Origin of the sequence: Streptomyces sp. NPDC056503, from assembly GCF_042794995.1 — a bacterium.
GTDB lineage: Bacteria > Actinomycetota > Actinomycetes > Streptomycetales > Streptomycetaceae > Streptomyces.
Genome location: NZ_JBHTST010000024.1, coordinates 29137 through 52854, shown reverse-complemented (window position 1 = coordinate 52854; position 23718 = coordinate 29137). Strand labels below are relative to the sequence as shown.

At 69.9% G+C, this 23718-nt stretch carries 21 protein-coding genes and 4 pseudogenes; 12 read left to right on the top strand and 13 right to left on the bottom strand.

Annotated features, from left to right (window positions below; all coding sequences use genetic code 11):
• Positions 1–32: 32 nt before the first annotated feature.
• Positions 33–623 carry a TetR/AcrR family transcriptional regulator gene (locus tag ACFQ8C_RS10360; protein WP_383454419.1) on the bottom strand — a complete coding sequence of 197 codons (591 nt, stop codon included), beginning with the start codon at positions 621–623 and terminating at the stop codon, positions 33–35.
• 101 nt (positions 624–724) lie between these two features.
• On the opposite strand from ACFQ8C_RS10360, the gene ACFQ8C_RS10355 reads away from it, so the two are divergent.
• Both ACFQ8C_RS10355 and ACFQ8C_RS10350 read left to right on the top strand, forming a co-directional pair.
• Positions 725–1156: a 4-oxalocrotonate tautomerase family protein gene (locus ACFQ8C_RS10355; RefSeq protein WP_383454416.1), complete on the top strand. Its 432-nt coding sequence runs from the start codon at positions 725–727 to the stop codon at positions 1154–1156.
• Positions 1149–2177, top strand: coding sequence for a zinc-binding dehydrogenase (locus tag ACFQ8C_RS10350; RefSeq protein WP_383454414.1), 1029 nt, complete (start codon positions 1149–1151; stop codon positions 2175–2177). The genes ACFQ8C_RS10355 and ACFQ8C_RS10350 overlap by 8 nt, the downstream gene beginning before the upstream one ends.
• A 221-nt stretch (positions 2178–2398) precedes the next feature.
• Here ACFQ8C_RS10350 and ACFQ8C_RS10345 read toward each other — a convergent pair whose 3' ends face one another.
• The 5 genes from ACFQ8C_RS10345 to ACFQ8C_RS10325 all read right to left on the bottom strand — a co-directional run bounded on the left by ACFQ8C_RS10345 (position 2399) and on the right by ACFQ8C_RS10325 (position 6840).
• Positions 2399–3154: a hypothetical protein gene (locus ACFQ8C_RS10345; RefSeq protein WP_383454412.1), complete on the bottom strand. Its 756-nt coding sequence runs from the start codon at positions 3152–3154 to the stop codon at positions 2399–2401.
• A gap of 527 nt (positions 3155–3681) precedes the next feature.
• Positions 3682–4260 carry a dienelactone hydrolase family protein gene (locus tag ACFQ8C_RS10340; RefSeq protein WP_383454409.1) on the bottom strand — a complete coding sequence of 193 codons (579 nt, stop codon included), beginning with the start codon at positions 4258–4260 and terminating at the stop codon, positions 3682–3684.
• Positions 4261–4752: 492 nt separating this feature from the next.
• Positions 4753–5418, bottom strand: coding sequence for a class F sortase (locus ACFQ8C_RS10335; RefSeq protein WP_383454406.1), 666 nt, complete (start codon positions 5416–5418; stop codon positions 4753–4755).
• Positions 5419–5581: 163 nt separating this feature from the next.
• Entirely contained in the window at positions 5582–6328 is a 747-nt protein-coding gene (locus ACFQ8C_RS10330) for a hypothetical protein (protein WP_383454403.1), read from the bottom strand.
• Positions 6329–6432: 104 nt separating this feature from the next.
• Positions 6433–6840: an NAD-binding protein gene (locus tag ACFQ8C_RS10325; RefSeq protein WP_383454401.1), complete on the bottom strand. Its 408-nt coding sequence runs from the start codon at positions 6838–6840 to the stop codon at positions 6433–6435.
• A gap of 553 nt (positions 6841–7393) precedes the next feature.
• Between ACFQ8C_RS10325 and ACFQ8C_RS10320 the strand changes: the two genes are divergently transcribed.
• Complete coding sequence (locus ACFQ8C_RS10320; protein ID WP_383454466.1) at positions 7394–7948, top strand: tellurite resistance TerB family protein; 555 nt, start codon at positions 7394–7396, stop codon at positions 7946–7948.
• A 68-nt stretch (positions 7949–8016) separates the two neighbouring features.
• Positions 8017–8244: a DUF6296 family protein gene (locus ACFQ8C_RS10315; protein ID WP_383454398.1), complete on the top strand. Its 228-nt coding sequence runs from the start codon at positions 8017–8019 to the stop codon at positions 8242–8244.
• 754 nt (positions 8245–8998) lie between these two features.
• On the opposite strand, the gene ACFQ8C_RS10310 is transcribed toward ACFQ8C_RS10315, so the two are convergent.
• Positions 8999–10183 (bottom strand): IS701 family transposase, encoded by a 1185-nt coding sequence (locus ACFQ8C_RS10310; protein ID WP_383454395.1) that lies wholly within the window; start codon positions 10181–10183, stop codon positions 8999–9001.
• Between the two features lie 318 nt (positions 10184–10501).
• Between ACFQ8C_RS10310 and ACFQ8C_RS10305 the strand changes: the two genes are divergently transcribed.
• The gene (locus ACFQ8C_RS10305; protein WP_383454392.1) at positions 10502–10822 is read left to right on the top strand and encodes a hypothetical protein; all 321 of its coding nucleotides are present in this window, start codon (positions 10502–10504) and stop codon (positions 10820–10822) included.
• Between the two features lie 326 nt (positions 10823–11148).
• Here the strand turns inward: ACFQ8C_RS10305 and ACFQ8C_RS10300 are convergent.
• Positions 11149–11371, bottom strand: a pseudogene (locus tag ACFQ8C_RS10300) (transposase); the annotation flags it as partial.
• Between the two features lie 436 nt (positions 11372–11807).
• On the opposite strand from ACFQ8C_RS10300, the gene ACFQ8C_RS10295 reads away from it, so the two are divergent.
• On the top strand, positions 11808–13052 hold the full coding sequence (locus ACFQ8C_RS10295) for a hypothetical protein (RefSeq protein ID WP_383454469.1): 1245 nt from the start codon (positions 11808–11810) through the stop codon (positions 13050–13052).
• An 84-nt stretch (positions 13053–13136) separates the two neighbouring features.
• On the opposite strand, the pseudogene ACFQ8C_RS10290 reads toward ACFQ8C_RS10295, so the two are convergent.
• Positions 13137–13279: pseudogene (locus ACFQ8C_RS10290) on the bottom strand (IS5/IS1182 family transposase); the annotation flags it as partial.
• Between the two features lie 76 nt (positions 13280–13355).
• Positions 13356–14087 (bottom strand): SUKH-4 family immunity protein, encoded by a 732-nt coding sequence (locus ACFQ8C_RS10285; RefSeq protein ID WP_383454389.1) that lies wholly within the window; start codon positions 14085–14087, stop codon positions 13356–13358.
• A gap of 229 nt (positions 14088–14316) precedes the next feature.
• On the opposite strand from ACFQ8C_RS10285, the gene ACFQ8C_RS10280 reads away from it, so the two are divergent.
• The gene (locus ACFQ8C_RS10280; RefSeq protein ID WP_383454388.1) at positions 14317–17436 is read left to right on the top strand and encodes a BTAD domain-containing putative transcriptional regulator; all 3120 of its coding nucleotides are present in this window, start codon (positions 14317–14319) and stop codon (positions 17434–17436) included.
• On the opposite strand, the gene ACFQ8C_RS10275 is transcribed toward ACFQ8C_RS10280, so the two are convergent.
• The 3 genes from ACFQ8C_RS10275 to ACFQ8C_RS10265 form a co-directional block, all read right to left on the bottom strand.
• Entirely contained in the window at positions 17400–18323 is a 924-nt protein-coding gene (locus ACFQ8C_RS10275) for an aspartyl/asparaginyl beta-hydroxylase domain-containing protein (RefSeq protein ID WP_383454385.1), read from the bottom strand. The two genes, ACFQ8C_RS10280 and ACFQ8C_RS10275, sit on opposite strands and share 37 nt — an antisense overlap.
• Positions 18324–18387: 64 nt before the next feature.
• The gene (locus ACFQ8C_RS10270) at positions 18388–19158 is read right to left on the bottom strand and encodes a TSUP family transporter (protein WP_383454382.1); all 771 of its coding nucleotides are present in this window, start codon (positions 19156–19158) and stop codon (positions 18388–18390) included.
• 65 nt (positions 19159–19223) lie between these two features.
• A complete protein-coding gene (locus ACFQ8C_RS10265; RefSeq protein WP_383454379.1) occupies positions 19224–20219 on the bottom strand; it encodes a TauD/TfdA family dioxygenase in 996 nt (331 codons plus the stop codon).
• Positions 20220–20414: 195 nt separating this feature from the next.
• Here ACFQ8C_RS10265 and ACFQ8C_RS10260 point away from each other — a divergent pair.
• From ACFQ8C_RS10260 to ACFQ8C_RS10240, 5 genes and pseudogenes are all read left to right on the top strand, one after another.
• Positions 20415–20678, top strand: a pseudogene (locus ACFQ8C_RS10260) (IS5/IS1182 family transposase); the annotation flags it as partial.
• A gap of 174 nt (positions 20679–20852) precedes the next feature.
• Entirely contained in the window at positions 20853–21809 is a 957-nt protein-coding gene (locus tag ACFQ8C_RS10255) for a hypothetical protein (RefSeq protein ID WP_383454376.1), read from the top strand.
• A gap of 245 nt (positions 21810–22054) precedes the next feature.
• Positions 22055–22221, top strand: a pseudogene (locus tag ACFQ8C_RS10250) (IS5/IS1182 family transposase); the annotation flags it as partial.
• A 193-nt stretch (positions 22222–22414) separates the two neighbouring features.
• Entirely contained in the window at positions 22415–22906 is a 492-nt protein-coding gene (locus ACFQ8C_RS10245) for a nucleotidyltransferase domain-containing protein (protein ID WP_383454374.1), read from the top strand.
• 212 nt (positions 22907–23118) lie between these two features.
• Positions 23119–23715, top strand: coding sequence for a hypothetical protein (locus ACFQ8C_RS10240; RefSeq protein ID WP_383454371.1), 597 nt, complete (start codon positions 23119–23121; stop codon positions 23713–23715).
• Positions 23716–23718 lie beyond the last annotated feature (3 nt).

Below are 23718 nucleotides of genomic sequence, written 5' to 3'. Positions count from 1 at the left end.
AGGCCGCGCCCCTGAAAGCCCCGGCGGGGCCCTCAGGGCGTGATCGTGGCGTCGATGAGGGCCTGGAGCTGAGCCGCGGTGCGGTCCAGGGGTTCGGTGCTGCGCTTGGCGCGGCAGAGCGCCACGGTGCCTTCGACGGCCGCGACGACGAGCGTGGCGACCTGCGCGGCCTGCTCGGCGTCGGCGCCGTGTGCGCGCAGGGAGTCGGCGAGCAGGCCCTCCCACTGGTCGAAGACCTCGGCCGCGGCCGCCAGGGCGGGCGGCACCTCGTCGGCGGGGGGTTCCTCGATGGCCACGGCCAGGACGGGGCAGCCGGCGTGGAAGTCGGTGTCGACGACGATCGCCCGCCACAGGGCCAGGAAGGCGCGCAGGCCGGCGGCGGGGCCGGCTTCGAGTTCCTTGCGCAGGCGGCGGGCGACCCATTCCCCTGTGTAGCGGACCGCCTCTGTGGCCAGCTGCTGCTTGCCCTCGGGGAAGTAGTGGTACGTCGAGCCGAGCGGTGCCTGGGCGTGCTTGGCCATCTCCCGGATGCTCGTGGCGTTCAGCCCGCGCCGGCTGATCATGTCGGCGGCGCCGGCCACGATCCGCTCGCGGGACGGCGTACCGCTGCTGCTCTTGGCCACCTGCACATCTCCTCTGGCTATAACGACCGTCATAGTCTAGCGTGACCTCTCGTTATGACGACTGTCATAACGAGAGGCTGTCGAAGCACCGAGGAGCTGCCATGCCGATGATCCGGTTGACCGTCCCGACCGGCGCCCTGACCGATCAGGGCCGCGCGACGATCCAGCGGGACCTCGCCGCTGTACTGCTGCGCTGGGAGGGCGCGCCCGACACCGCCTTCTTCCGGGCCCAGGCGTGGAGCTACCTCACCGAGCTGCCCGAGGGCGCGCAGAAGACGGCCGAGGACGACGCGCCCCGCTTCCTGGTGGAGGTGACGGTTCCCCAGGGGGCCCTGTCGGAGCGGCGCAAGGCGGGCCTGGTCGAGGAGGCCACCGCCACCGTGCTCGCGGCCGCCGGCCTGACCCCGGACCAGGCGCTGCGGGTGTGGGTGCTGGTGCACGAACAGCCCGAGGGCACCTGGGGCGCGGGCGGCTCCGTCGTCCGCCACGCCGACCTGGTCGCGCTGGCGAAGGGGCAGCGGGCCGATGCGTGAACTGACCTACATCGCCCGCCGTACGGTCGAATGGCGCGAGGTGCCCGACCCCGAGATCCGGTCCGGCCCGGAGGCGATCGTCGCCCCCGTCGCCGCCACCTCCTGCGACGTCGACTCCTCCCTCCTCGCCGGGCACGGCTTCATCGACCCGCCGTTCGCCCTCGGCCACGAATGCGTCGCCCGCGTCACCGACATCGGCGACCAGGTCACCACCGTGGCCCCCGGCGACCTGGTCGTCGTCCCCTGGTCCATCAGCTGCGGCACCTGCGCCCCCTGCCGCGGCGGGCTCACCGCCCACTGCGCCTCGGTCCCGCACACGGCGATGTACGGCGCGCCGATCGGCGGCAGCTGGGGAGGGCTCTTCTCCGACCTGGTCCGCGTCCCGTACGCCGACGCCATGCTCGTCCCGCTGCCCACCGGCCTCGACCCGGTCGCCATGGCCTCGGCGAGCGACAACTGGTCCCTGTCCTGGCGGCTCGTCGCGCCCCATCTCCAGGCCCACCCCGGAGCCCGGGTCCTGGTCGTCGCCCGGGGCAGCATCGGCCTGTACGTCTGCGACATCGCCCGCGCCCTCGGCGCCTCCGACGTCCTGTACGTCGACCCCGACGCCGAGCACCGCAAGCTCGCCGAGGGCTTCGGCGCCCGCACCGCCGAGACGACCGAGCCGATCCGGCACGGATTCGACATCGCCGTCGAGGCCACCGGCCGCGTCGACCAACTCGCCCTCGCCCTCGGCTCCCTCGCCCCCGAAGGCATCTGCGAGTCCGCCGGCAACCACTTCCGGCCCGGCGAGCTCCCCCTGCTCGACATGTACCTCACCGGCGTCACCCTGCGCGTCGCCCGCGACAACGTCCGCGCCCACATCCCCGACGCCCTCGCCCTCGCCGCCTCCGGCACCGTCGATCCCGCCCGCGTCGTCTCCCATGTCCTCGACTGGGAGCAACTGCCCGACGCACTGCCGGAGAAGCACCTCAAGCCCGTGTTCGTACGGGACGTCACCCCGCCCTCGGCCCCGAGCTGACCCCCACCGCCCGGCCACGGCCTGCGGTCACGCACCGAGAAGCCCCGATGACATAGCCCCTGCCCTACCACTCCGCCACCAACACCCCCGTACCGTCGGCGCCGCGGTCCTCGCCGCGCTCGGCCACGAGCTGCGCGCCTTGGGCGACGCGACCGTCCGCACCACAGCCCGTCCGACGAGCTCGTCAGCCGGGCCCGCGAGCTACCGGGACGGGTGCGTGTTCAGCCGAGCCAGTCCTGGATGGCGGCGATCCCGGCCTGGCGGGCGATGTCCTCGACGACGGACGAGTCCGTACGTCCGGCGCCGTCGGCCGCGGGTGTCCTCACCGGGCGGCCCTGCCAGCACACCGCCGCGCCCGGCACCGCGACGACGACCTGTTCGCGCAGGTCGCCGCAGATCCACAGCGCGCCCAGCCCGTCGGTCATCGAGTCCCAGACGTCCCCTGGTAACAGGCACAGGTAACTACGCGCCGTCGAACCATCCGGCGCGAGCAGGTGGACCCTGCAGGACACGATCCTGCCGCCCGGCGGGTGGGGCTGCGGCCGGCCCAGGTATCCCGCGTCCTTCGACGCCGCGGCCGCCTCCTCCGCGAGGAGGTTCTCGACCCGGCAGGGCCACACCTGCCACGGATGGTCGCGCAGCACCCTCTCCTGCTCGTCGGCCACCTTTCTTCCTTTGGCCAACGAGGTGCCGAACCCGATACGGAGCCCGACCGCGATCGGTACGACCCACGAACCCACGAGGACCACCGCTATCTGCAGCCCCTCGCCCATCGCCCCCCACCCCAGTATCAAGAACAGGACGGCGAACATCACGAACCCCAGGACGCCCTTTGCCAGGTCCAAACGCTCCGCCACCTTGGTGACGGCCTCGTTGACGCGGCCCACGTACTCCTGCGCGGCGCTGCTCGCGTAGGCGGGATGCGGCGAGACCTCGTACCCGAACTGTCGTGCCTGCCGCGCCTCCTGCATGGCCACCGCCCCCTGCCTGGTGTGGGTCCGCCCCCGGACAGTCCAGCGGGCCTCGACACAAGCCGTCAAGGGGCCGGCCGCCCCTTCCCCGGGTACGTGGTGGACGTGTGCGGCGTCGCTTCCCCGGACGTGTGGAAGAGTCACCGCTTCGATGCGAACCGGAGCCAGGTACGGGCCGTTCGCGAGGGTGACACACCCGGCCGAAGGCACTGTTCTCCGGCGCCTCTCCGGCGCCGCCGAGCGGCACGTCCGCGACACGTGAGCCGGGCACCCGGCCGTACGGGGATCACGGACCTGGGGCTGCGGAGGCGTCCGAGAACCCCGCCGAGCGGCCTGCTGCTGCCGGTGCCGGAGAGGAAGGCGGTGAGCGTCCGGTCGCCGAGGCATGGGAGCGGGTCACCAGTTGGTTGCGCCACCGTGCTCCCGCGTCCCACCCGGCGCTCCGGCCTGGCGCGCGCCCTGCCGAGGTTGCCGCCCTGGAGCGGCGAGTGTAGGACGCGGGAGCAGGGGCGATCCCGCGCTGGAAGGCCGGGCTATGCGATGCGGTCAAGGAAGTCCAGCACGCGATTGGTGGCCTGCGGCGCGGCGTGTTCGTCGTACGACGGCAGGCTGCTGTCGGTGAACAAGTGCCTGTCGCCGGAGTAGAGGAACAGTTCGGCATCCGCCGCTGTCCCGACGAGCGCCCGGGCCGCGTCCACATCGCCCTCCCCGGCGAAGAACGGATCCGCGTCCATCCCGTGGACCTGGACCGGGACGTCGTGGGGCCAGACACCGCCGAACTCCGCGACCGGGACACACGCCTCCAGCAGCAGCGCGCCCTTCGCGCCGGGGCGGGTCTGGGCCAGCTTCTGCGCCGGCAGGACACCGAGGGAGAACCCGAGGTAGACGAGTTCCGCGGGCAGCCCCTCGGCGGCGGCCATTCCGCGCGCGATGACCGTGCCGAACCCGGTGTCCTGGGCGTACACCACGCCCTCCTCGAGACTGTCGAACACCTGCCCCTCGAACAGGTCCGGGACGTGGACGGTGTGTCCGGCCCCTCGCAGTTGCTCGGCGAACGCACGGACGCCGGCGGTCAGTCCGTGCCCGTGGTGGAAAACCAGCACCTCGGCCATGTCGCTCCCCTCGTGCCGCGGTGCCCGGGCGGCACCGCGGCACGAGTATGGCCCGCGCCACTGACATCTGCGGGTCGCGATCGGACGGGGCCAGGTCGCTGATCCCGGGTCGGTGAGGCGGGCTTCGAGAGCGACGACGCGCCGGTCTCGGAAGCGGAGGTCGGAACGTGCGGCGTCAGCGATCACGGTCGGCCCCCGGATCAAGGGCCGCGTGTCCGGCCGCCACCTGTACCGGGAAGACCACGCCGGTCCCCGTGCCCGGGTCGGCCCCCACCATGTCCGAGGACTCTTCGGCACCGCATTGCCCGAAGACGCGCCGGCGAAATGGGCACCTTCGACGACCGGGTGGTCTCCTGCCGGCCGACGTCCTGGCCCGCGCCGCAGCCAACCGCGACGGTGGTGACGGTGCCGTTCGGGAGCGGGGGACAGCATGGATCGCCCGGTCGGCTGCCGGTAGACCGGTCCTGCCGGTAGACCGGTCAGTGCCGCCGATCAGCGGATGGCGTGAAGGTGGGCGAAGACGACGAGGTTCTCGGTGTAGTCCTTCGCCGCGCGGTCGTAGGGGCCTGCGCAGGTGATCAGACGTACGAGCGTCTCGGGGGTGTCGGCGTAGACGCGCTGGTCGGGGAAGTCGTTCTTGCGGAAGCTCTCGACGGAATCGACGAGGAAGACGGCGGTGGTGCCGTCGGCGCGTGCGACGTCGAAGGTGTCTCCGGGGTCGAGCTCGCCGAGGCGGGCGAAGACGGCCGGGGCGGTGGCGGTGTCGAGGTGGCCGGCGATGAGGGCGGTCCCCCGTTCGCCGGGCGAGACACCGGCGGCGTGCCACCCGACCAGGTTGGTGTCGTCGGCCGGCGGCGGGTCCAGGGCGCCGGAAGAGCCGATCCGCAGCTCGGTGAACGGTGCGTTCACTCCGATGTCGGGAATCGTCAGACGTACGGGTGCGGACCTCGGCATGGCGGGACCGGTTGCCGGCGGCGTGCTCGGCGAAGCCGGGGGAGTGGCGGTGGAGCCGGGTTCCGGTGCGGCAGCCGGAAGGTTCTCGGCCGGGGCGGACGACGCCGCGGGGCGGGGCGGCGCGGTCGCGTCCTGCGCGAACAGTCCTGGGCCGAAGAAGGCCAGGAGCACGCCCACCACCAGCGTCCAGAACACCGTGGGCACGACCCACCGCACGGCACGCCGGGATGCTTGTGCACGGGTGGGGTTTGGCCGGGTCTTCACCGCAAGAGCACCTTTCGAACGCACGAGCCAGAACAGAGACGGAGCGGGGGCCGGGATGCGCGTGCTCCTCGGACGGAGGCTCACGCATCCCGGCCGGTGCCCCTTACGCGCCCGCGGCCTTCTTGCGGCGGTGGAGGAGGAACGCGGCCGCTCCGGCGGCCAGCAGTACGGCGCCGGTCACGTTCGTGCCCGTGTCGGCGAGACCGCCTCCGCCGGTGTGGATGCCGCCCTTGGGCTTGTCGTGCTCCTTGCCCCAGTTCTTCTCGCGGTCGTTCTGCGCGGGCTTGGAAGGGGACTCGGGCTTGGAAGTGGACTCGGGCTTGGACCAGTCGTCCGCGTTCACCGCCGTGAGGGCACCGCCGCCGGTGTGCACGCCGCCCTTGGGCTTGTCCCACTCCTTCTCGCGCTTCTCGCCCTTGTCGTGCTCCTTGGACCAGTCGTCGGCGCTCACCGCCGTGAGGGCACCGCCGCCCGTGTGCACGCCGCCCTTCGGCTTGCCCCACTCCTTCTCGCCCTTGCCGTGCTCCTTGGACCAGTCGTCACCGCTTACCGCCGTGAGCGCACCGCCGCCGGTGTGCACGCCGCCATGCGGCTTGCTCCACTCCTTCTCGCCCTTGGGGTGTTCCTTCTTGCCGTGCTCGTCCTTGGACCAGTCGTCGCCGCCGGCCACGGACAGAGCGCCGGAGCCGGCGTGCACGCCGCCGTGCGGCTTGTCGTGGTCACGCTTCTGGCTGTGGGCGGAGTCGTCCTTGTCCCAGTCGCCGGCGGTGAGCGCGTACGCGCCGGGAGTGGTGAGGGCCAGGGCGGCTGCGGTGGCGGTGGTGGCGAAGAGAATGCGGGCAGAGCGCATTGATGGCTTCCTTCCGTGCGTCGCGCGAACCGACCCGCTGTCAGCTCTTCACACGCGGCGACATGGCCCACCGTCAGCGGGCGTCCGTACAGCTGCCACTTGAACTAGTGCATCCGGGAACGCCACCCTGTTCTAGAGAGCCGAAAGGGCGTCAGTTCGGCGTCCCGGGACGTCACCGGGACGCCGCACCATGACGGCAGCGGCCGATGTGAACGATTGCCGACATGCTTGGCCAACGGGGTGTCAGGGAGGCAGCAGGTGAGGGAGGGCGATGCCGAGGACCTGGCGGTGTCGGAGCTGGTGAAGGCGGGCAGGGCGTCGGTCCGGTGTACGCGGGCCGCTTCGAGGACGCCGCCCTCGGTGATGTCGCCGGGCATCACGGGCACGCCGAGGTCGCGGGCAAGGGGGACACCGCAGGCGCCGGGGTCCTGCCCGACGCGGACGACCGGGATGTCGTACTCCCGCAGCCGAAGCGGGACCCGCGCGCCGACCTTGCCGGGACTCAGGAGCACGACGTGTCCGGACGGGCCGCGCGGCGGACGACGTAGCGCGCCGGTCGCCCGGAAGGTGCCCAGAGCCTCCGGACCGCCGGCCACGAGCGGCGGCAGCAGGACGGGACCGACCCGACCGGATAACCGACCAGACCGGATAGCGGCTGGAGCCCCTGCCGGCGGCGCCGGCGCCGTGGCACAAGCCGCGGACGGTGCACGACCCGGGCAGGGTCCTGCCGGATATCGCGCTCACGTCGGCTCGGGACGGGGGCTGTCCGGCCGAAGGAGCTCACCGCGATCCGCACGACGCGAGCCGAAGCGCGCGGGCGGGTCCGGGAGTTGGCCGGGGCGGACGGTCCGGCCGCCGTTGCTCCGGCCTGTGCCTGTGCCTGTGCCTGTGCCTGTGCCTGCGCCTGCGCCTGTGCCTGTGCCTGCGTGGGGTGGATATGCGCGCTGAGGGCGTCGTGTCCGTTGCGGTGGCGGAACTTCATGGCGTGCGGAAGGCGTTGGCAGGGTGGTGCGCGATGACGCGTGTGCGACGACGAACGACATGGCAGAAGCCGAGGTGGCACGAGTGGCGATGTGGGATCGGATCAAGGATCAGGCGACCAGGGGTCTGCAGCAGGCCCAAGGGGCGCGCGGCGGCTCCGGCGGCCATGGGCCGTCCGGCGCGCGGTCCGGCGGTGGTTCCAGGGCCGAGCTCGTGAGCGCGTTGAAGTTGCAGCTCACGTCGTTGAAGACGGAGCTGAAGAGCGGCGGTTTCCGGGACGCCAGCATGGCCATGTGCGCCTTGGTGGCCGCCGCCGACGGACGGGTCGAGCCGGCCGAGCGCCAGCACGTCGAATCGCTCATCCTCACCAACGACGTCCTTCAGAACTTCCCCGCCGACCAGCTCCGACAGCGTTTCAACAAGCACGTCGACCAGCTTTCGGCCGGTTTCGTCCTGGGCAAGGCGGCGGTGCTCCAGGAGGTCGCCAAGGTGGCGAAGAAGCCCGCCGAGGCGCGGGCCGTCATCCAGATCGGCATCGTGGTCGCGGGTGCGGACGGCTTCATCGCGCCTGCCGAGGAGCAGATCATCCGCGAGGCGTGTGCCGCGCTCGGCCTGTCGGCGGCGCAGTTCGGCATCTGACCCGCTCACCTCGGCGAAGAGGCGCGCGGCCGGTGCGCGGGGCACGATGGAAGAGGGTGGTGGCATCGATGGAGTATCCAGAGAGCTACGAGCTCGTCTTCCAGGAGTCGGCGGTGGTCGACGACGTGGTCGTGGTCCGCCGCACGCAGAGTGCCGGGCCGGGTGGCTGCCCGGTCTACGAGGACGATACGGGCATCGTGCGCGCGGAGATCAGCGAGCGCGGAGACGTCCGCATGCTCGCGAGCGGCGGTCACCAGGCCCACTCCTTCCCGGTGAGGGCCCGCGCGCAGAGGTAGGGGCGGGCGGGAGAATCCAGCCCGCCCGTCGTTCCGCGACCACCGGCCCGCGCTCGCGGTGCCGACGGAGGCGGAGCGGATCGACCGGGCTGGTGACGCGGCGCCGGCGGCCGTCCGGTGGCCGCTGCCGAGAGACGGGTCCAGGCGGCCTTCCGGCGGCAGGCGGCGGGGGAGCCGCATCTGGTCGAGGTCGAGGTCGAGGTCGAGGTCGAGGCCGGCGCCGGTGACCGGGACGAGGCGGTCCTCGCTGATCTCGTACGCCCGGCCGATCGCGTCTTCGATGAGCTCTTGGCCGTCGACCTCGCCCACCTTGCGGTAGAGGATCCGGCCGCCGTCGCCGGGGTGGATCTGGCGGAAGTGCACGCCGTGAGATCCCACCGCCGCCTCAAGGGGACAGACAGCGTGACCAGGCTCGAACGTGACCGCACCGTCTCACCGAACCCGGGGCACCGGCTCCGCCACGCGTCCTGGGGCTGTGCCCTCAGGCTATGCAGCCCCCGCGTCGCGACCACACGCCCATGGGTCCGCACACGTCAGCGGCCGGTGACCCGCACTTGTACCGCCTACCGCCTACCGAGTGCCACGGCCTAGTACTGCAACGGTGTTTGGTCTGATGGTTGGGCAGGTTCGGGTGGTGTGTGGCCGCGTTGTTTGTAGTGGCTGATGCGGGCTTGGTGTTGTCGTCGGCGTCGCCAGGTCGACCAGTGCAGGACGTGGTCGACCGAGACCGGCCGGCGGTGGGTGAGGCGGTGGATCAGGCGTCTGAGCTCGGGGAGACTGAGGGGGACGAGGCCGGAGGATCCGTTTCTGCTTTGCCGGTGTCGAGTTCGCGGGCCCGCAGGACGGTCAGGCAGGCGTGGGCGGCCATGGCCAGGGTCATGTGGCGGTGCCAGCCGGGGTAGCGGCGGACCTGGTAGTCGTCCAGGCCGCACTCCTGCTTCGCGCTCTGGAAGCACTCCTCGACCGCCCAGCGAGCCCCGGCGACACAGATCAGCTGGTCAAGTGTGGTGTCGGCGGGGCAGTAAGCGATGTAGTAGGAGATCTCGTCGGGTCTGCGGACGCTGCGGCGGGCGATCACCCAGTGCCGCCGGTCCTCCCGGTGCCAGGGCCGGACCTCGACCCTGGCCCAGTCGAAGACGCGCGGTCCGTGGGCCCCGTTGCCGCAGGAACGACGTTTCCACTTCTGCCTCGACAGATCGTGGAACAGGTCGTGAACCGGATGGTCCATGGCCCAGCGGGTCACGACGGTGTCGTGACGGGTGGTGGCCATGACATGGAAGACATCGGCCCGCTCCAGCTCGGACCGCCAGCTTTTCGAGTAGCCGTAGCCGGCGTCCGCGGTCACCCACCCGAACGGGATCTTCTCCTCGATCGCCCGGCGGACCATCGCCCTGGCCATCGCGACCTTGGTCTCGAAGACGACCGTGTCGTCGATACCGGCCCGCCGGCACCGTTCACGGTCGTCGGTCCAGGACGCCGGCAGGTAAAGGCGCCGGTCGATCAGGGTGCGGCCGCGATCGGTGGCATAGGCGAGGAACACGCCGACCTGGCAGTTCTCCGTCCGGCCGGCCGTGCCGGAGTACTGCCGCTGAACCCCGGCCGACCGGACCCCTTTCTTCAGGAAGCCGGTGTCGTCCACGATCAGCACCGCACCTGGGTCTCCGAGGTGCTGGACGACGTACTCGCGCACGTCGTCCAGCACCTCGTCCGCGTCCCAGTCGATCCGGTTCAGGAGCCGGTGGAGCCGGTCCGGGCCCGCATGCCCGGCCTCCTCGGCAAGCGTCCAGCCGTTCTTCCGCTCCAGCGGAGCGATCAGTCCCCGCATATACGCAAGCGCCGACTCACGCGGCTCCGACCTGGCAAAACGGTGCACGAACCGCTCGTGCAGAGCCGTCAGTTCACCCGCCCACGACCGGGCATCAGCAAGTTCCCCACCCATGAACACACCAACGAACGACCTGGCCACCAGTCATGGCAAACACCGTTGCAGTACTAGGACCTGGTTCCGAGCCGAAGCGCGATGACTGTCACCGAAGCAGAGTGTTGTCACCAGGATTTCCGACAGGGCACGTGAGACTGGAAGCTGTGCCCGAACCCGTGATCTGTGACGTTCTGCAGCAGTGGGCCGGCCGGTAAAGCGCTGTCCCGTAGTGCGGCTCCTCGGCAGTCACGTGGGGATGCCCGTTCTCGCAACCCACTTCGACGATCCAGCGTCCAGTTCTGTGCAGGACGGTTGCCGATCATCCGGGAGAGACACGTGACGAAGAAGGATCAGAGGGCCGACGCGGCGAGGGAGAAGGACCGCGAAAAGTGGATGGCGCGTTTCCAGGTGCGGCTGGCCATGCAGCCGGGCGTGGACCGGGCAGTCGTGCTCCAGGCGGTCAAGGATGTCACGGCCCACTGCGCGGATTCGGGGGAGCACCCGCGGACCGCCTTCGGCGACCCGGACGCCTACGCCGTGCAGACCGCCGCGCGGCTGGTGCCGGCAGATCAGGCGGCACGCGCGAGGCAGCGCAACGCCGTGGTGGACGCGCTCGACTCCGCGCTCAAGAAGGCCAGGGACGTCGCCGGTCTGTGACCGGTTGAAGCGTCCGTCATGGCCTGGCGCACAGGTCCGCGCACAGCCTCCTCTGTCCACCGGGGCTGCTGGGGAGCTCAGGCAACGGGCGGAGCGTCGGAGCCGGTGACACCACCCTTGCGTTGCGCGCTGCCGACGGCAGACAGCGCGCCGCCCCGGTGACAACCGTCGTGCTGCGCCCGGTCGAAGCCGCAGGTCACCCGATGTCGTAGGTGACACCTGTCGTGCTCCGGCTCACGTCTCCGCGCCCGCGGGGGATTGTCCCGTTCCTTCCGCTCCCGAAGCTGCTCACCGCGATTGCCCTGAGACCGGCCTCCGGGGAGGCTGACTGATGGTGGAGTCGACCGCGACGTCCCAGTCGGTCTCGCCTGCGGCGTCGGCCGCGGCGTGAACCTGTTGGAGCAGACGCTCCCACGTCCCGTCGGCCGACCCCAGCCGGTGCCGTTCGTGGACCGTCTTCCCACGTCCGAACCGTTCCGGCAGATCACGCCGCCGAACACCGGTCGGCACCCGGTGCGGAATCCCGTCGACCACCTGCCGGTGATCCGACACCGACCACAACGCCTGTTGCCGACCGGCGGCGACGTCGCGGTACTGCACGCCGGGGTCGTTCTTCTCGCCGAGGCGCTTGATGTCCTCCGGCCGTGCTGCGGCATCCACATCGGCACGGCTATCGCCGAGCCTGACATGGTCCGTACGGTGATCCGCACGACAGACGACACCACCACCCTGCTTCTCCGCCGGCTCGTGAACGGGGCGGCCGAGAGCGCGGCCTGAAACCCGGTTGTCAGTGGCCCCTGCGATGATCTCCCGCCATGGGGAGATGTACGGGGGAAGACATGACCAGCGGCGTGACGCCCGCAGTCGCTCCGGCGGGCCGGCACCACCCTGCCGACGGTCAGGCGGCGACTCCGCCTTCGGGCGTGGGCGACCTTCCGCCTTCGCGCGGGGTGAGTGGATCGTGAGCGCGTCTAGGGCGAGCTCCATGCGAGCCGACGCGCTGTTCCGAGCGCGTGTGGCCGGTCTGGGCGGCGAGGTACTCGAAACCGAGTGGTTCGGCACCCGCAAGCCTCACCGGGTGAGGTGCGGGGCGGGACACGAGAGCTCGACCTATCCGACCAACGTCCTGGCCGGGAAGGGCATCTGCCGCATCTGCGCTCACCGGGCGCGTTCCCTGGAGGCCGAGGCGGCATTCCGGGCTCGGGTGGCGGAACGGGGCGGGATCGTGCTGGAGGAAAGCTGGCTCGGCAACCACGAGCCTCACCGTGCCCGTTGCGCCAACGGGCACGAATGCGCGCCGCGGCCGGCCCACGTACAGCAGGGAGAAGGGATCTGCTCCACGTGCGCCGGAAACAACAAGGACGTAGCCGAAGGCGCCTTCAGGGACGCGCTCGCGACGATGGGCGCGACCCTCCTGGAACCGGTGTACCTCGGCGCAAACGAACCACACCGGGTTCGCTGCCCCAACGGCCATGAATGCCGCCCCAGACCCGCCCTGGTGCGACGCGGCGCAGCCATGTGCCAAACCTGCACCGGGAGGGACCCGAAGATCGTCGAAGCGAGGTTCAGGGCCCGAGTGGCGGAACTGGGAGGCGTCGTCCTCGAGCCGCAGTGGCTTGGCGCGACCACGCCGCATCGAGTCCGGTGCGCCCAGGGGCACGTCAGCGCTCCCTGGCCGTCCGGCGTCCAGCAGGGGCAGGGTATCTGCCGTGTCTGCGCCGGGAAGGACCCGAAGACGGCCGAAGCCGCCTTCCGGGCAAGGGTCGCCGAGCTCGGAGGAACGGTCCTTGAGTCCAGGTGGCTCGGCAAGGACGCGCCGCATCAGGTGCGGTGCGCCAAGGGGCACACGGGAACGCCCACCCCGAGTAACGTGCGGGCGGGGTGTGGCATATGCCGTATCTGCGCAGGGAAGACCTGGGACGTCTTCTACGTCGTCACCGATGACGTCAACGAGGTCGTGAAGTTCGGCATCACGTCCGGCAACCCGCGTACACGCCTGTCACACCACGAACGTGACGGGCTTGACCGGATCGTTCGCCTGATCGAGGGCAATCCCGAGGCGCGCAAGCTGGAAAACGCCTGCATGGCCGCCCTGCGGGACGCCGGGGAGAAACCCCTCCGGGGGCGCGAGTACTTCCACAGCCGCACCCTGGCAACCATTCTCGATCTCGTCGACGGCTGGACCGATGCGGGTGGCACGGAGGCAGGTCCCGCGAGCGCCGAGAGGTGACCGTGCTGCCTGGCAGTACACGACAGCGATGCCGGGGGTGGCTTCCTGTCGCGGTGCTTTCCGCTTCTGCCCGTGTCCACGGGGCGGGGGCGTAAGCGGACGACCCCCGCGAACAAGGGGTGGGCCTCCGCGCCGCACCATGGTGATCAGTTTCCGAACTGCTTCGGACTCGTCCCAGAGGAGGGCGCCATCCATGACGGCTCCGACGCCGTGATCACAGCCCCCACATGACGATCATCTCGGTCAGGGGCCTGGCATCCCTGCACGGCCCAGACCTACGGGCCCTGGATCCGTCGGCCGAGGTCAGTAGATCCAGCGGTCCAGGAGCCCTGGCCAGAGAAACCCCGCGTAGCCGTTGAAGGCCGCCGGGTCGATCTCCTTCAGCTCCTCGGCCAGCCGGTTCAGCTCGGCGAAAGCCCGTTCTTCCTCCTTCTCGGAGAAGTACTCCTCGGGACCGTCCGGCTCACTGAGAAGCCTTGAGGTGGTGACGCGACTGCCGTAACAGTGGAGGACGTCGAGCCACACGCCGACACCCGAGTCGGCGAACCACGCCTCCCCATCCGGCATGACGAAGTAGACCGCCCCGGTCTCCGGCTCGATACCGAACGAGGACCCCTCGGCCTGATCATCGGGGTCCGTCTGCTCGGTGAGGCGGTAGAGCGGGCCCCGGGACGTGAGCAGGGCCGGCTCATCCTCGCTCTGCATCACGACTCGTTCGATGAGGCGCGGAGCTACCGGGATGCCCACCTCGACGAGCTGTGCCTTCGCGGAGTCCGGGATCCGCCAGCCGACCGCCACGTCCCGTCCGGCTCGCGTGACATGCCCCGGTAGGTGAGGATCCAGCTGTCGTTCCCGACGTCGACGTCGAGCCTCTCCTGCAGGTGGAGGCAGGACAGCGTAGGCGCCAAGGGCGGGCTCGGCTCCAGCAGTCGTCTCCGACCCGCCCCGAAAGCGGGACCAGGGGAACTTGACAGACTTGGTGCGCAGGAAATCGCGGATGATGAGGCCAAGGTGATGGTTGAGTTTCAGCCACATGAAAATCGAGGCGCGTCATCGGCGAGGCCATTGCGTTGCCGGGGTGGCGCCTAGCACCGTGAGAGAGACGCGCGGCGAGCATCGTGCGTATCGGTCTCGAACCCCCGGCCTTGATTGCCCGGTTCGACCCCAAAGCCCGAGATGGCGGCGATCGTAAGGTGCGGCCGGCCTGATGGTCTGCGTGATACCAATGATGCGGACTGGTATCGGTCGCAGTAACGGGGGGAAAATGTCGTCCGGGGTTCTGTCGAAAGGCAGTGTTCTAGAGATTCGTATTCTCGGCTCGCTCGAGATGCGTGTCGACCGTGAAATTTATGATCTATTGCCTCCCCGGCCAAGGTCGGTGCTGGGGGCGTTGGCGTTGAATTTCGGCGAACGGGTAGGGGTCGATTATATCGCCGAAAGCGTCTGGGAAGGAGACCTTCCTTCCGATCCGGGCAATCAAATAGCGGCTTGCGTTTCTGTGCTGCGGCGCACTTTTCGACAGGCCGGTATTCGGGGGGATCTCATCGCGACCCGGCGTCCGGGATACGAACTGCAGGCCGGAGCGGAGATCCGGGTAGACGCCGCAGAATTCCGGGCGCTTCAGGAGCACGCTCGAACCGGCCTTGCCCGAGGAGAGCGGAGGCAGGCGCTGGCCCTGTTCAAGTCGGCTCTGGGGATGTGGCGAGGGCCTGTGCTCTCTGGAATGGCATCCCGGGCGTGGAATCCTGAGATCCGGCGGCTGGAAGAGGAGCGCTTCGCATCGCGGGAGCAGTGCTCCGACCTTCAGATCGCCCTTGGCATGCATGAGGAGGTCGTCACCGAACTGTCCCCGTTCGTCGAGGAGTACCCCCTGCTGGAACGGCCGCGGGCTCAACTGATGGAGGCACTGGCGGAGACGGGTCGGCAAGCCGACGCCCTGCAGCTGTACCGGGACACCGAGCAGTTGCTCGACCGGGAACTGGGAGTCCTCCCCGGCAGCGAACTCCGCGAGATGCTACAGCGCGTTTTGTCAGGTAATGCCCGATCTCGCACCCCTCGATTCTCCTCAAGTACCCAGGTACGCTCTCGCGCTTCCGAGGTTGCCGCCGACGCATCCGAAGCCACCGTCTCCTCCCGGGCCGTGCCTGACAAGGAGGCACCCACCGGAAACGAGCGCCAAGGCACCACCTCTCCCGAGGCGCCATGCCAGCTGCCCGGAGACATCGCCGAGTTCGTGGGGCGGGACGCGGAGATAGCCGACCTCCTCTCCACCCTCACCCCCGGAGGGGCGACCGTTCCGGTAGCCGTGATCGTCGGCCCTGGAGGTACCGGGAAAACCACACTCGCCGTGCACACGGCCCACCAACTGAGCGACGCTTTCCCTGACGGGCAGTTGTACGTCAACCTCGGCGGATCGGGAAACGGAGCAATCTCGGCACACGAAGCCTTGGGGCGATTCCTGCGCGAGCTGGGCCTGATCGGCCCGGCCGTACCCGAATCCCAGGACGAAAGGGCCGCCCTGCTGCGCAGCCGCCTCGCCGGCCGCCGAATCCTGCTGGTCCTGGACAACGCGGGCGACGCACGGCAGGTGAGACCGCTGCTGCCCGGCGCAAGCACCTGCGGCGTGTTGGTCACCAGCCGCGTCCGACTGACGACTCTGCCCAACGCCCGCATATGGGAACTGGGCGTACTCGGGCGCGCCCAGGCGGACGACTTGTTCGCACGCCTGGCCGGAGTCGAGCGCGTGGAGGCCGATCCGGAAGTGGCGCGCACGATCGTCGACTACTGCGGCCGCCTGCCGCTCGCCGTGCGCATCATCGGGGCCAAACTGGCCTCGCGGCCGCACTGGTCGCTGAGCAAGGCAGCCGACCGGCTCGCGGACGAACGGCGCCGGCTCGACGAGCTGGCGCATGAAGGTCTGGAAGTACGCAGCACCCTGGAGCTCTCCCACGAAGGGCTGAGCGCTCACGCGAGACGACTGTTCCGAAGACTGGCGCTCCTGGGAACGGCGGACTTCGCCGAGTGGGTGTGCGCTCCGCTGCTGGACGAACCGCTGCCGGACGCCGAAGACACCCTGGAAGAACTGCTGGACGCCCGACTGGTGGACGTGGTCAGCCCGGCCGGCAGCACCGAGACCCGCTATCGACTGCACGACCTGGTACGACTGTTCGCCGCCGAGTACCTCGATCAGAGCGAGCCCGGCTGCGAACGGGCGGCCGCCCTCAAACGTGCCACGGCGACAGCGCTGGCGCTCACCGATCTGGCACACCGGAAGGTATGCGGCGGAGATTACACCGTGGTGCACGGGCTGGAGGTCCGGCCCGCGGTTTCGGAGGACGTCATCCGGCGGGCCTCCGATTCTCCGCTGGACTGGTACGAACGGGAACGCACGACGGTGACGGCGCTGTGCGCGCAAGCAGCCGAACACGACGAAGACGAGCTGGCATGGGACCTGGCCGCGACGTCGAGGTGCCTGTTCAGCGTTCGCTTTCATTTCGACGAATGGCAGCGCACGCACGAAGTCGCGCTTGCCGCGGTGCGCCGCCAGGGCAACCAGCGCGGTGAGGCCGCGCTGCTGCTCGGCCTGGGCGACATGCACCTCACGCGACGGTCGTACGACGTCGCGGTGCCCCTGCTGGAGCGGTCGCGGCGGCTCTTCGCGGGAGTCGGGGACGAGTACGGGCACGCGCTGGCGCTGCGCAAGGTGGCAGCCGCCGATCGCATCCAGGACCGTACGGAGCTTGCGCTGGCACGATGGCAGGAGTGCCTGCCGGCCCTCGCCGAAGCGGGCGACCTCGAGGCACAGACCCAGGTGCTGCGCTGGACGGCGCAAACCCTGCTGGACCTTGGGGCGATCGACGAGGCGGAAGAACCGCTGGCCGCGGCAGAGCGGCTGACCGAACGGTTCCAGGGCCGCAGCGCCGGGCAGGTCCGGCTTGCGCGGGCCGACCTTGCCGCCGCCGGCGGACAGCAGACGGCCGCAAGGAAGTCCTACGCGGCGGCACTGGAGGCAGCGACCCGACTCGGCGACCTGAGCGGCCGATGCGCGGCCTTGGTCGGGTGGGGAACACTGGACGTCCGCCAAGGACGGGCAGCGGCGGGCCAGGAGCGCCTGCAGGACGCCCAGGCGATCTCGCGCGACATTCAGGATCCACTTCTGGAACTGGACGCGCTGTTGAGTCTGGCCGCCGCCCATCAGGCCCAGGGCCGCCTGGAGGAAGAGGCAGCGCTGCTGGCCGAAGGCACGGAACTGTGCCGTCGCATCGGAGCGGTCTCCCGGCTGGAACGGTTCGTCACCGCGATGACGCACGGAGCGGGCGCGGCCATCGCGCCCGGCTCGAAAGCGGCTCACCCGCTCGCGACGGCCGGCAACCGGGCCATATAGGTGTTGCTTCCTTCCCGGGCGCGAGCCACCACCACATTCGGGGCGTCCGCGGCCAGTGACACCTGGAGCGTGCGTTCCTCGCTCCAGCCCCGCATCCGGAACTCGCCCTCGCCCAAGTGGTCCAGAGCGCAGAAGGGTCTACCGTCCAACAACAGACACAAGGCGTCGCCGCGAAGCGCTATCTCGGCGGTGACGACTCCACGCAGCGCGTTACGGGGAAGGAAAATTCCTGGCTGCTCCCAGTTCGCGAACGATTCCGGAAGCGGGAACCGGCAGGCGAACCGTTCCGGGCCGGTGACCCCGAAGGGAACGACGGGCCTGTGCTCCAGGGCGGCGGGACCGCGCAGTCCCCAGTGGAGTTCCCGCGGAAAGAGATCTGCCAACTCCGCGGAGTGGTACAGGTCGATCACCGCGTGGACGAGTTCCTCCTTCCTGTCGTTGACGAGAGCGTGCTGACGCCAGGACGCGGAGAACCACAGCACCCCGGGCTCCCAGTGGTGGTTGTCCTCGACGAAGACGGTTCGGGCCCCGGGCCCGCTCACGAGCGGAAGGTGCAGCCGACACAGTCCCCAGGGAGGCCCGTTCTTCGGACTCTGGAGCCCGGTGAAGCTCACACCCGGCGACAGGGCGACCAGCCGGGCGGAGCGCACAGGAGCCGGCAGCGCCCGCAGCACACCGGCCAGAACAGGCAGCCGGTCCAACCAGGGAGTGGCGGTGGAGCCGACCAAGCCGGGACCGTCGGGGCCGGTGTAACCCTGGTTGCCCCCCGGGGTGTGCAGGCGCAGCACACGCTGGCCCGCGGCGGGCGCCAACGGCGCGCCCGCCCGACGGAGTTCGTCGAGCTCGGCACGGAGCCGTTCGACGCTGCCGGCAGAGCCCAGGGCCACGGAGTTGGGCAGAGCGCGCCCCCGAAGACCCTGAAAGTACGGGGTTCTGTTCACCGGCCCCCACTCACCCGAACTGGTCGAACGCGAGCTTGACGACCAGCGCGGTGACGACCACGAGGAGGACCCACCGGACGAAGCCCGAGCCCCGCTTCAGAGCGGTTCGGGCGCCGACAGCGGCGCCGGCGATGTTGCACACGGCCATTCCGAGCCCGAGGGCCCAAAGGACGTCACCCTGGAGCGCGAACACCGTCAGGGCTCCGAGGTTCGTGCCGACGTTGACGACCTTGGCAAGAGCGGAGCTCTGGAGGAACTCCATGGACAACAGTCCCGAGAAGGTCATGATGAGGAAAGTGCCGGTGCCGGGACCGAATACGCCGTCGTAGAAGCCGATGCCGCAGCCGGCGACCGCGATGGCCAGCAGCTGCCGACGACGGGTGACACCTTCGGCATCCTGGATGCCCGATCCGAAACTTGGCCGGAGCGTGACGAAGACCGCCACCCCGATCAGCAGCGACATGATGATCGGCCGGAACCAGTCGGCGGGAAGACTGGAGGCGGAAAGTGCCCCGAACCCCGCGGCAGGCACCGCGAGCCCGGCCGCGGGCAGGGCGAGCGACCGATCCAGTCTGGTGCGCCGCGCATAGGTGACCGCGGCCACGGTGGTGCCAGTGATGGCCGTGAGCTTGTTCGTCCCGAGGGCGGTGGCGGGCGGCAGACCGGGGAACGCCGTCAGCAGGGCGGGGATCAGGATGAGCCCGCCACCGCCGACCACGGCATCCACCCAGCCCGCGGCGGTCGCGGCCACCAGCAGAACCACGACTATCTCAAGGTCCATTCCGGTCCTTTCACCACACCCGGCCCACCTGCCGGACAGGTCGTACACAGGGCGCCGCACATGGACTACAGCACCCCGGTGATGTCGGTGAGCGCCGGGATCACCCGCGGCCGCGGCATCATGCGCTCGGCCCAGCGGGGCACGGACCTCAGGGAGTAGCAGCGCCGCAGCCACCGGTCGGTGCCGTCGAAACGGGGAGTGAAGCCACTTCGGCCATGCGCCGAGATGTGGTTGTCGACGACGACCAGGTCCCCGGGCGCCAGCACCACCTCGTGGCACGCCTCTTCCAGGGCCTCGGCAAGAGCGCGCAGAGCAGCCGTCGCGGCGGGATCCTCGCTGGTGGTGGTGTGCGAGTTGAACCGCATGAACAGGTCGGGCTCGCGGCCGAAGAGGACGGGATGCAGTCCGGAGAACGGCCGCGGCCCGTCGATGTTCCGGGCGAAGGACGTGGGGTAGGCGCTGCGGAACACCGGACGCCGCAGGACCGCGCGCTGCGCTTCGGTCAGCAGGCCCGCGGCCTCCCGCACGGAGGCGACTCGGGTCGCCGCAACGCCCTCGTGGTCCTGGCGAAGGCAGAGCAGACCGAGGAAATCGGGCCGGAGCGGATGGTGGACGTTCTCGGTGTGGAAGTCGAAGGAGACCGAACCACTGTTCTCGATGCGCTCCTCCTCCCCGGGCACGGGGTGGACCTCGTGGATGAGAGTCCCGTTCTTCTCGTCCTCGTAGCCGACGAGCGTGCCGAGGAGGTCGGCGACGAGGGCGAGGAGGCCGGCGGTGCCGTGGTCGGTGAGCTCACCGGGCCGGTGCGCGGTCGGCGTCGCCGGAAGGTCCCCGAGAGGCAGTCCCCGGACGAGCAGGAAGCCTTCACGGGAGGTTCCCGCGGCGAACTCGTTGAACCGCGTACGTAAAGAGGCCGGGATGTCGAGGAGAAGATCGCTCATGCCGAGCCCCGACGTGTTCTCGGCCCGACGAGCGGCGGCTCGTACGGCCAGGTCCCCCATGGTCCGGGCGTCGGCCTGCGAGAGATGGTGCTCGGTACTGGAACGGGTGTGGACCTGCACTGCTGGCTCCCCCTGGGTAGAGACACGTTCCCGGTGTGCGGGCCGGGTGATGCCGACGCTAGAAGGGCGGGCTGTGCATCCGATGTCGATTCGGTGTCGAGCCGATGCGATGACGGTCGGTACGCGGCCGAACAGACCGGGTCGCGTGGCTTCCGGCAGCGTCACGGCTTGGAGGCGCTGGCTCGACAGACGAGGCTGACCGCCGCCCGCACCCACCGGATCATCCGGATCCGCGAGCGCCAGGGCGTTTCCGTCCCGGCCGATCCCGCCTGCCAAGACGCAGGACCGTGGCTGACGACCGGCATCGAACGCACGCCACTCCAGGAACCCACTCCCACCGAGAAGACCCTCGACCGGGCGCCGGCCGCAGCACGAGCGCCCGTCGAACGCGGTGTCGCGCGCCTGAAGCCCTGGCGGATCTTCCGCAGGTCCCGGTGCGGCCCCGACCGCGTGACGTCAAGGTCACCGGGTAGATGGCCGCGCGAGTTCGTAAGACAGGGGAGGCCGTCCCAGAGGGGACGTGGGACTTCGCGCACGCCTGACGCGGTTCGGCCAGGGGTGACAGCGGCCGGTGCGTCCGGCCCTGGGCTATGCTCGCGGCTCGAACACCCCCTGACGTGAAAAGAAGAACCGGTGGACGACAGGATCGCCCGGATCCACGCCAAGCTCGCCGCTCTACCGGCAACGGAGAAGGCCTCTCTCGGCCCCGTGCTCACCGAACCGCAGGTCTCGGCGTTCGAGGATGCCCATGGCATACGACTGCCCCGAGAGTTCCGCGATTTCCTCACCCGTGTCGGCCATGGTGGATACGGTCCTGCCTACGGCCTGTTGCCGATGGAGCGGTGGGTGTCAGGGGCCGCGGAGGCCAAGGGCGGGAAGCCTTCCGAACCGTTTCCGATCGTTCCCGACCTGGAGATCGCCGTACGGCCGGACAGGCGGGGCTCCCTCGCGCATGTCTTCCCCGGCACCCTCACGGTCGTCGAGCGGGGCTGCAGCGACCTCACCCTGCTCGTCGTGACAGGACCAGGCCGCGGGCGTCTGGTCGAGGTCAACTTCGAGGGCTTCTTCCCCCCTCGCTTCCATGCCGACTCGGACTTCCTCTCCTGGTACGAGCGATGGCTGGACTTCGTGCTGGCCGGACATTGTGATCTGAACTGGTTCGCGGACCAGATGGCCGGCGACGAGGCGGAGCTGGTGTCCACGCTCGTGAACGACGCTCGCGCGACACGACGTCGCGCAGCCGCGTACACCTTCATCACGTACCCGACTCCGAGCGCATCGCTCCCCGAAATCCTGATGCAGGCGCTGGCGACGGAACCGCTCCCAGCTGTGAGGGAAACGATTCTTCGTGCCCTCGCCGCCCAGGGAGACCAAGGCCGCGCCCTCCTGCCCACAGCGCTCGCAGACCCGACCCCCGACGTCCGCTCCCTCGCGGCCCTCCTCATGACAACGCCCACCCCGCAGGGGAGACGGCTGAGCACACCGCTACGGCAGGCCCTCGGCGATCATCTGACGATCGAGGGAGACGACTCGGTACGCGAGACGATCCAGCGGGTACTCGGACCACCACCCTTGAGCTCGCGCGCCTGAACATCCGCTGTCCGCCAACGACATGGCGCTCTTGGCTGGTGACCGAGCCGAGCCTTCCCCCGAAGCGGAAGGAACGACGGCGTTCGTGGAGGGTCCAGAAGACGGGGGACTTGCGGTCGATGCCGATGCCGATGCCGATGCCGATGCCGATGCCCTGGAACGGCGACGGTGACGGTGACGCATCAGCGCAGACCCTCCTCGGCGGTCGCGGTCGGCAGAAGGTCGTGGGCTTCAGGGAGCGAGGGCGTCGGCGGTATCCGGGTCGGCTGCCGGCGGACGACCGTGCGGCTCCGCGCGGGCCATCTACGTCCTGCGTACGGGCGTGACCTGGGCCGCCGCGCCGACCGAGACGATCGGATGCAGCGGGGTGACGTGTTGGCGGCGCCGGCGGGACCGGACCGAGGCCGACGTCTGTTTGCCGATCGAGGCTACGACTGCCACGTCCTGCTCCGGCTGGAGCACGGCCGCACCACCTGACCGAAGATCACGAACCGTCACGAGACGTTACCGAGAAGGGCTCGGGGGGCACCGCCGAAAAGACCATGCACGGGACGGAGACGGCTCCGTAGGATTTCCGCTTCGGGAGAGCGAAGGGAATGCCGACCGTGACTGGCGATGATGTGCTGGAGATCTTGGACGCGCTCCGAAAGGCCGGCACGGACGTCTGGATCGGTGGGGGCTGGGGCATCGATGCCCTGCTGGGGAGGCAGACCCGCCATCACCGGGATCTGGACCTCATGCACCGCCATGAACAGGAGCCGGCTGTCGTTGCGGCCCTTGCCCGAGTCGGCTTCTCCGAATCGCTCGACTGGCGCCCCGCGCGTTTCGTCGTCGCGGATACGACGGGACGCGAGATCGACCTGCACCCCCTGGTCTTCGCACCCGAGGGAAGTGCCACCCAGGCCTCGTTGGAACCAGGACGCCCGTTCGTCTACCCGGCAGCGTGCTTCGTCACCGGCACGATCCACCACCGCACCGTTCCCTGCCTGTCCGCCGACCAGCAGGTCTACTTCCATCAGGGTTACGAGCCCGCCGACCGGGACCGCCACGATATGGCCCGGCTCCGCGAAGCGTTCGGGATCGCCACGCACTTCTGATCCTCCGCATTCATCTGTCGCACGGGCCAAGCCGGTAGTGCAGAGAAGGTCCGGCTCCATTCGACGGGATCGCGTGCCACGGGAGCGCTGAGCGACCCGGGGCCGAGATCCTCGGGGGCTGGGTAAGGGCTGTCCCGCAAGGGCCTGGAGGCCCACGCCAGGGCTCGAAAAGTTGTGATGCCGTGCGGGCAGTGTGTGTGTACGGTGCCGGAGTGATCGACACGGATGGCGTCTGGTCGGGTGCGGAGGCCGCGCGGCGGTTGGCGGAGGCGGACTGCTGTGAGATAGCTCCAGGGCTCACGGAGGAGGAGTTCAGCCTGATCGAGGCGACCTACGGGTTCGAGTTCTCCCTGGAGCATCGTGCTTTCCTGGCGGCTGGGCTGCCGGTCGCCTCGCCTCCCGAGGAAGGCGCGACGTGGCAGCAGCCCTGGCCCGACTGGCGTCACGCTGACGAAGACGACCTGCGCTATCGGCTGGAGTGGCCCGTACGAGAAGTGCTGGGCGACGTCGCTCATGGCAGCTGGCATCCGGCCCTGGGAGCACGTCCCACCTCCGATGAAGAGGCCGTGGAGGTGGCCCAAGCGGTACTCGCGCGAGCGCCGCGACTGGTTCCCGTCTACGCGCACCGCTTCGTACCCGCAGGTCTCGACACTCCGGGACACCCGGTCTTGTCGGTGTGGGGAACCGACATCATCTCCTACGGCCACGACCTGGCCGACTACATCGACCGCGAGTTCGGCGAGGTCGACGAGGACGCGCCCTGGGCTCCGCAGGCGTCCGTGCCGTTCTGGAAGGACTTCCTCGGCTGAGAC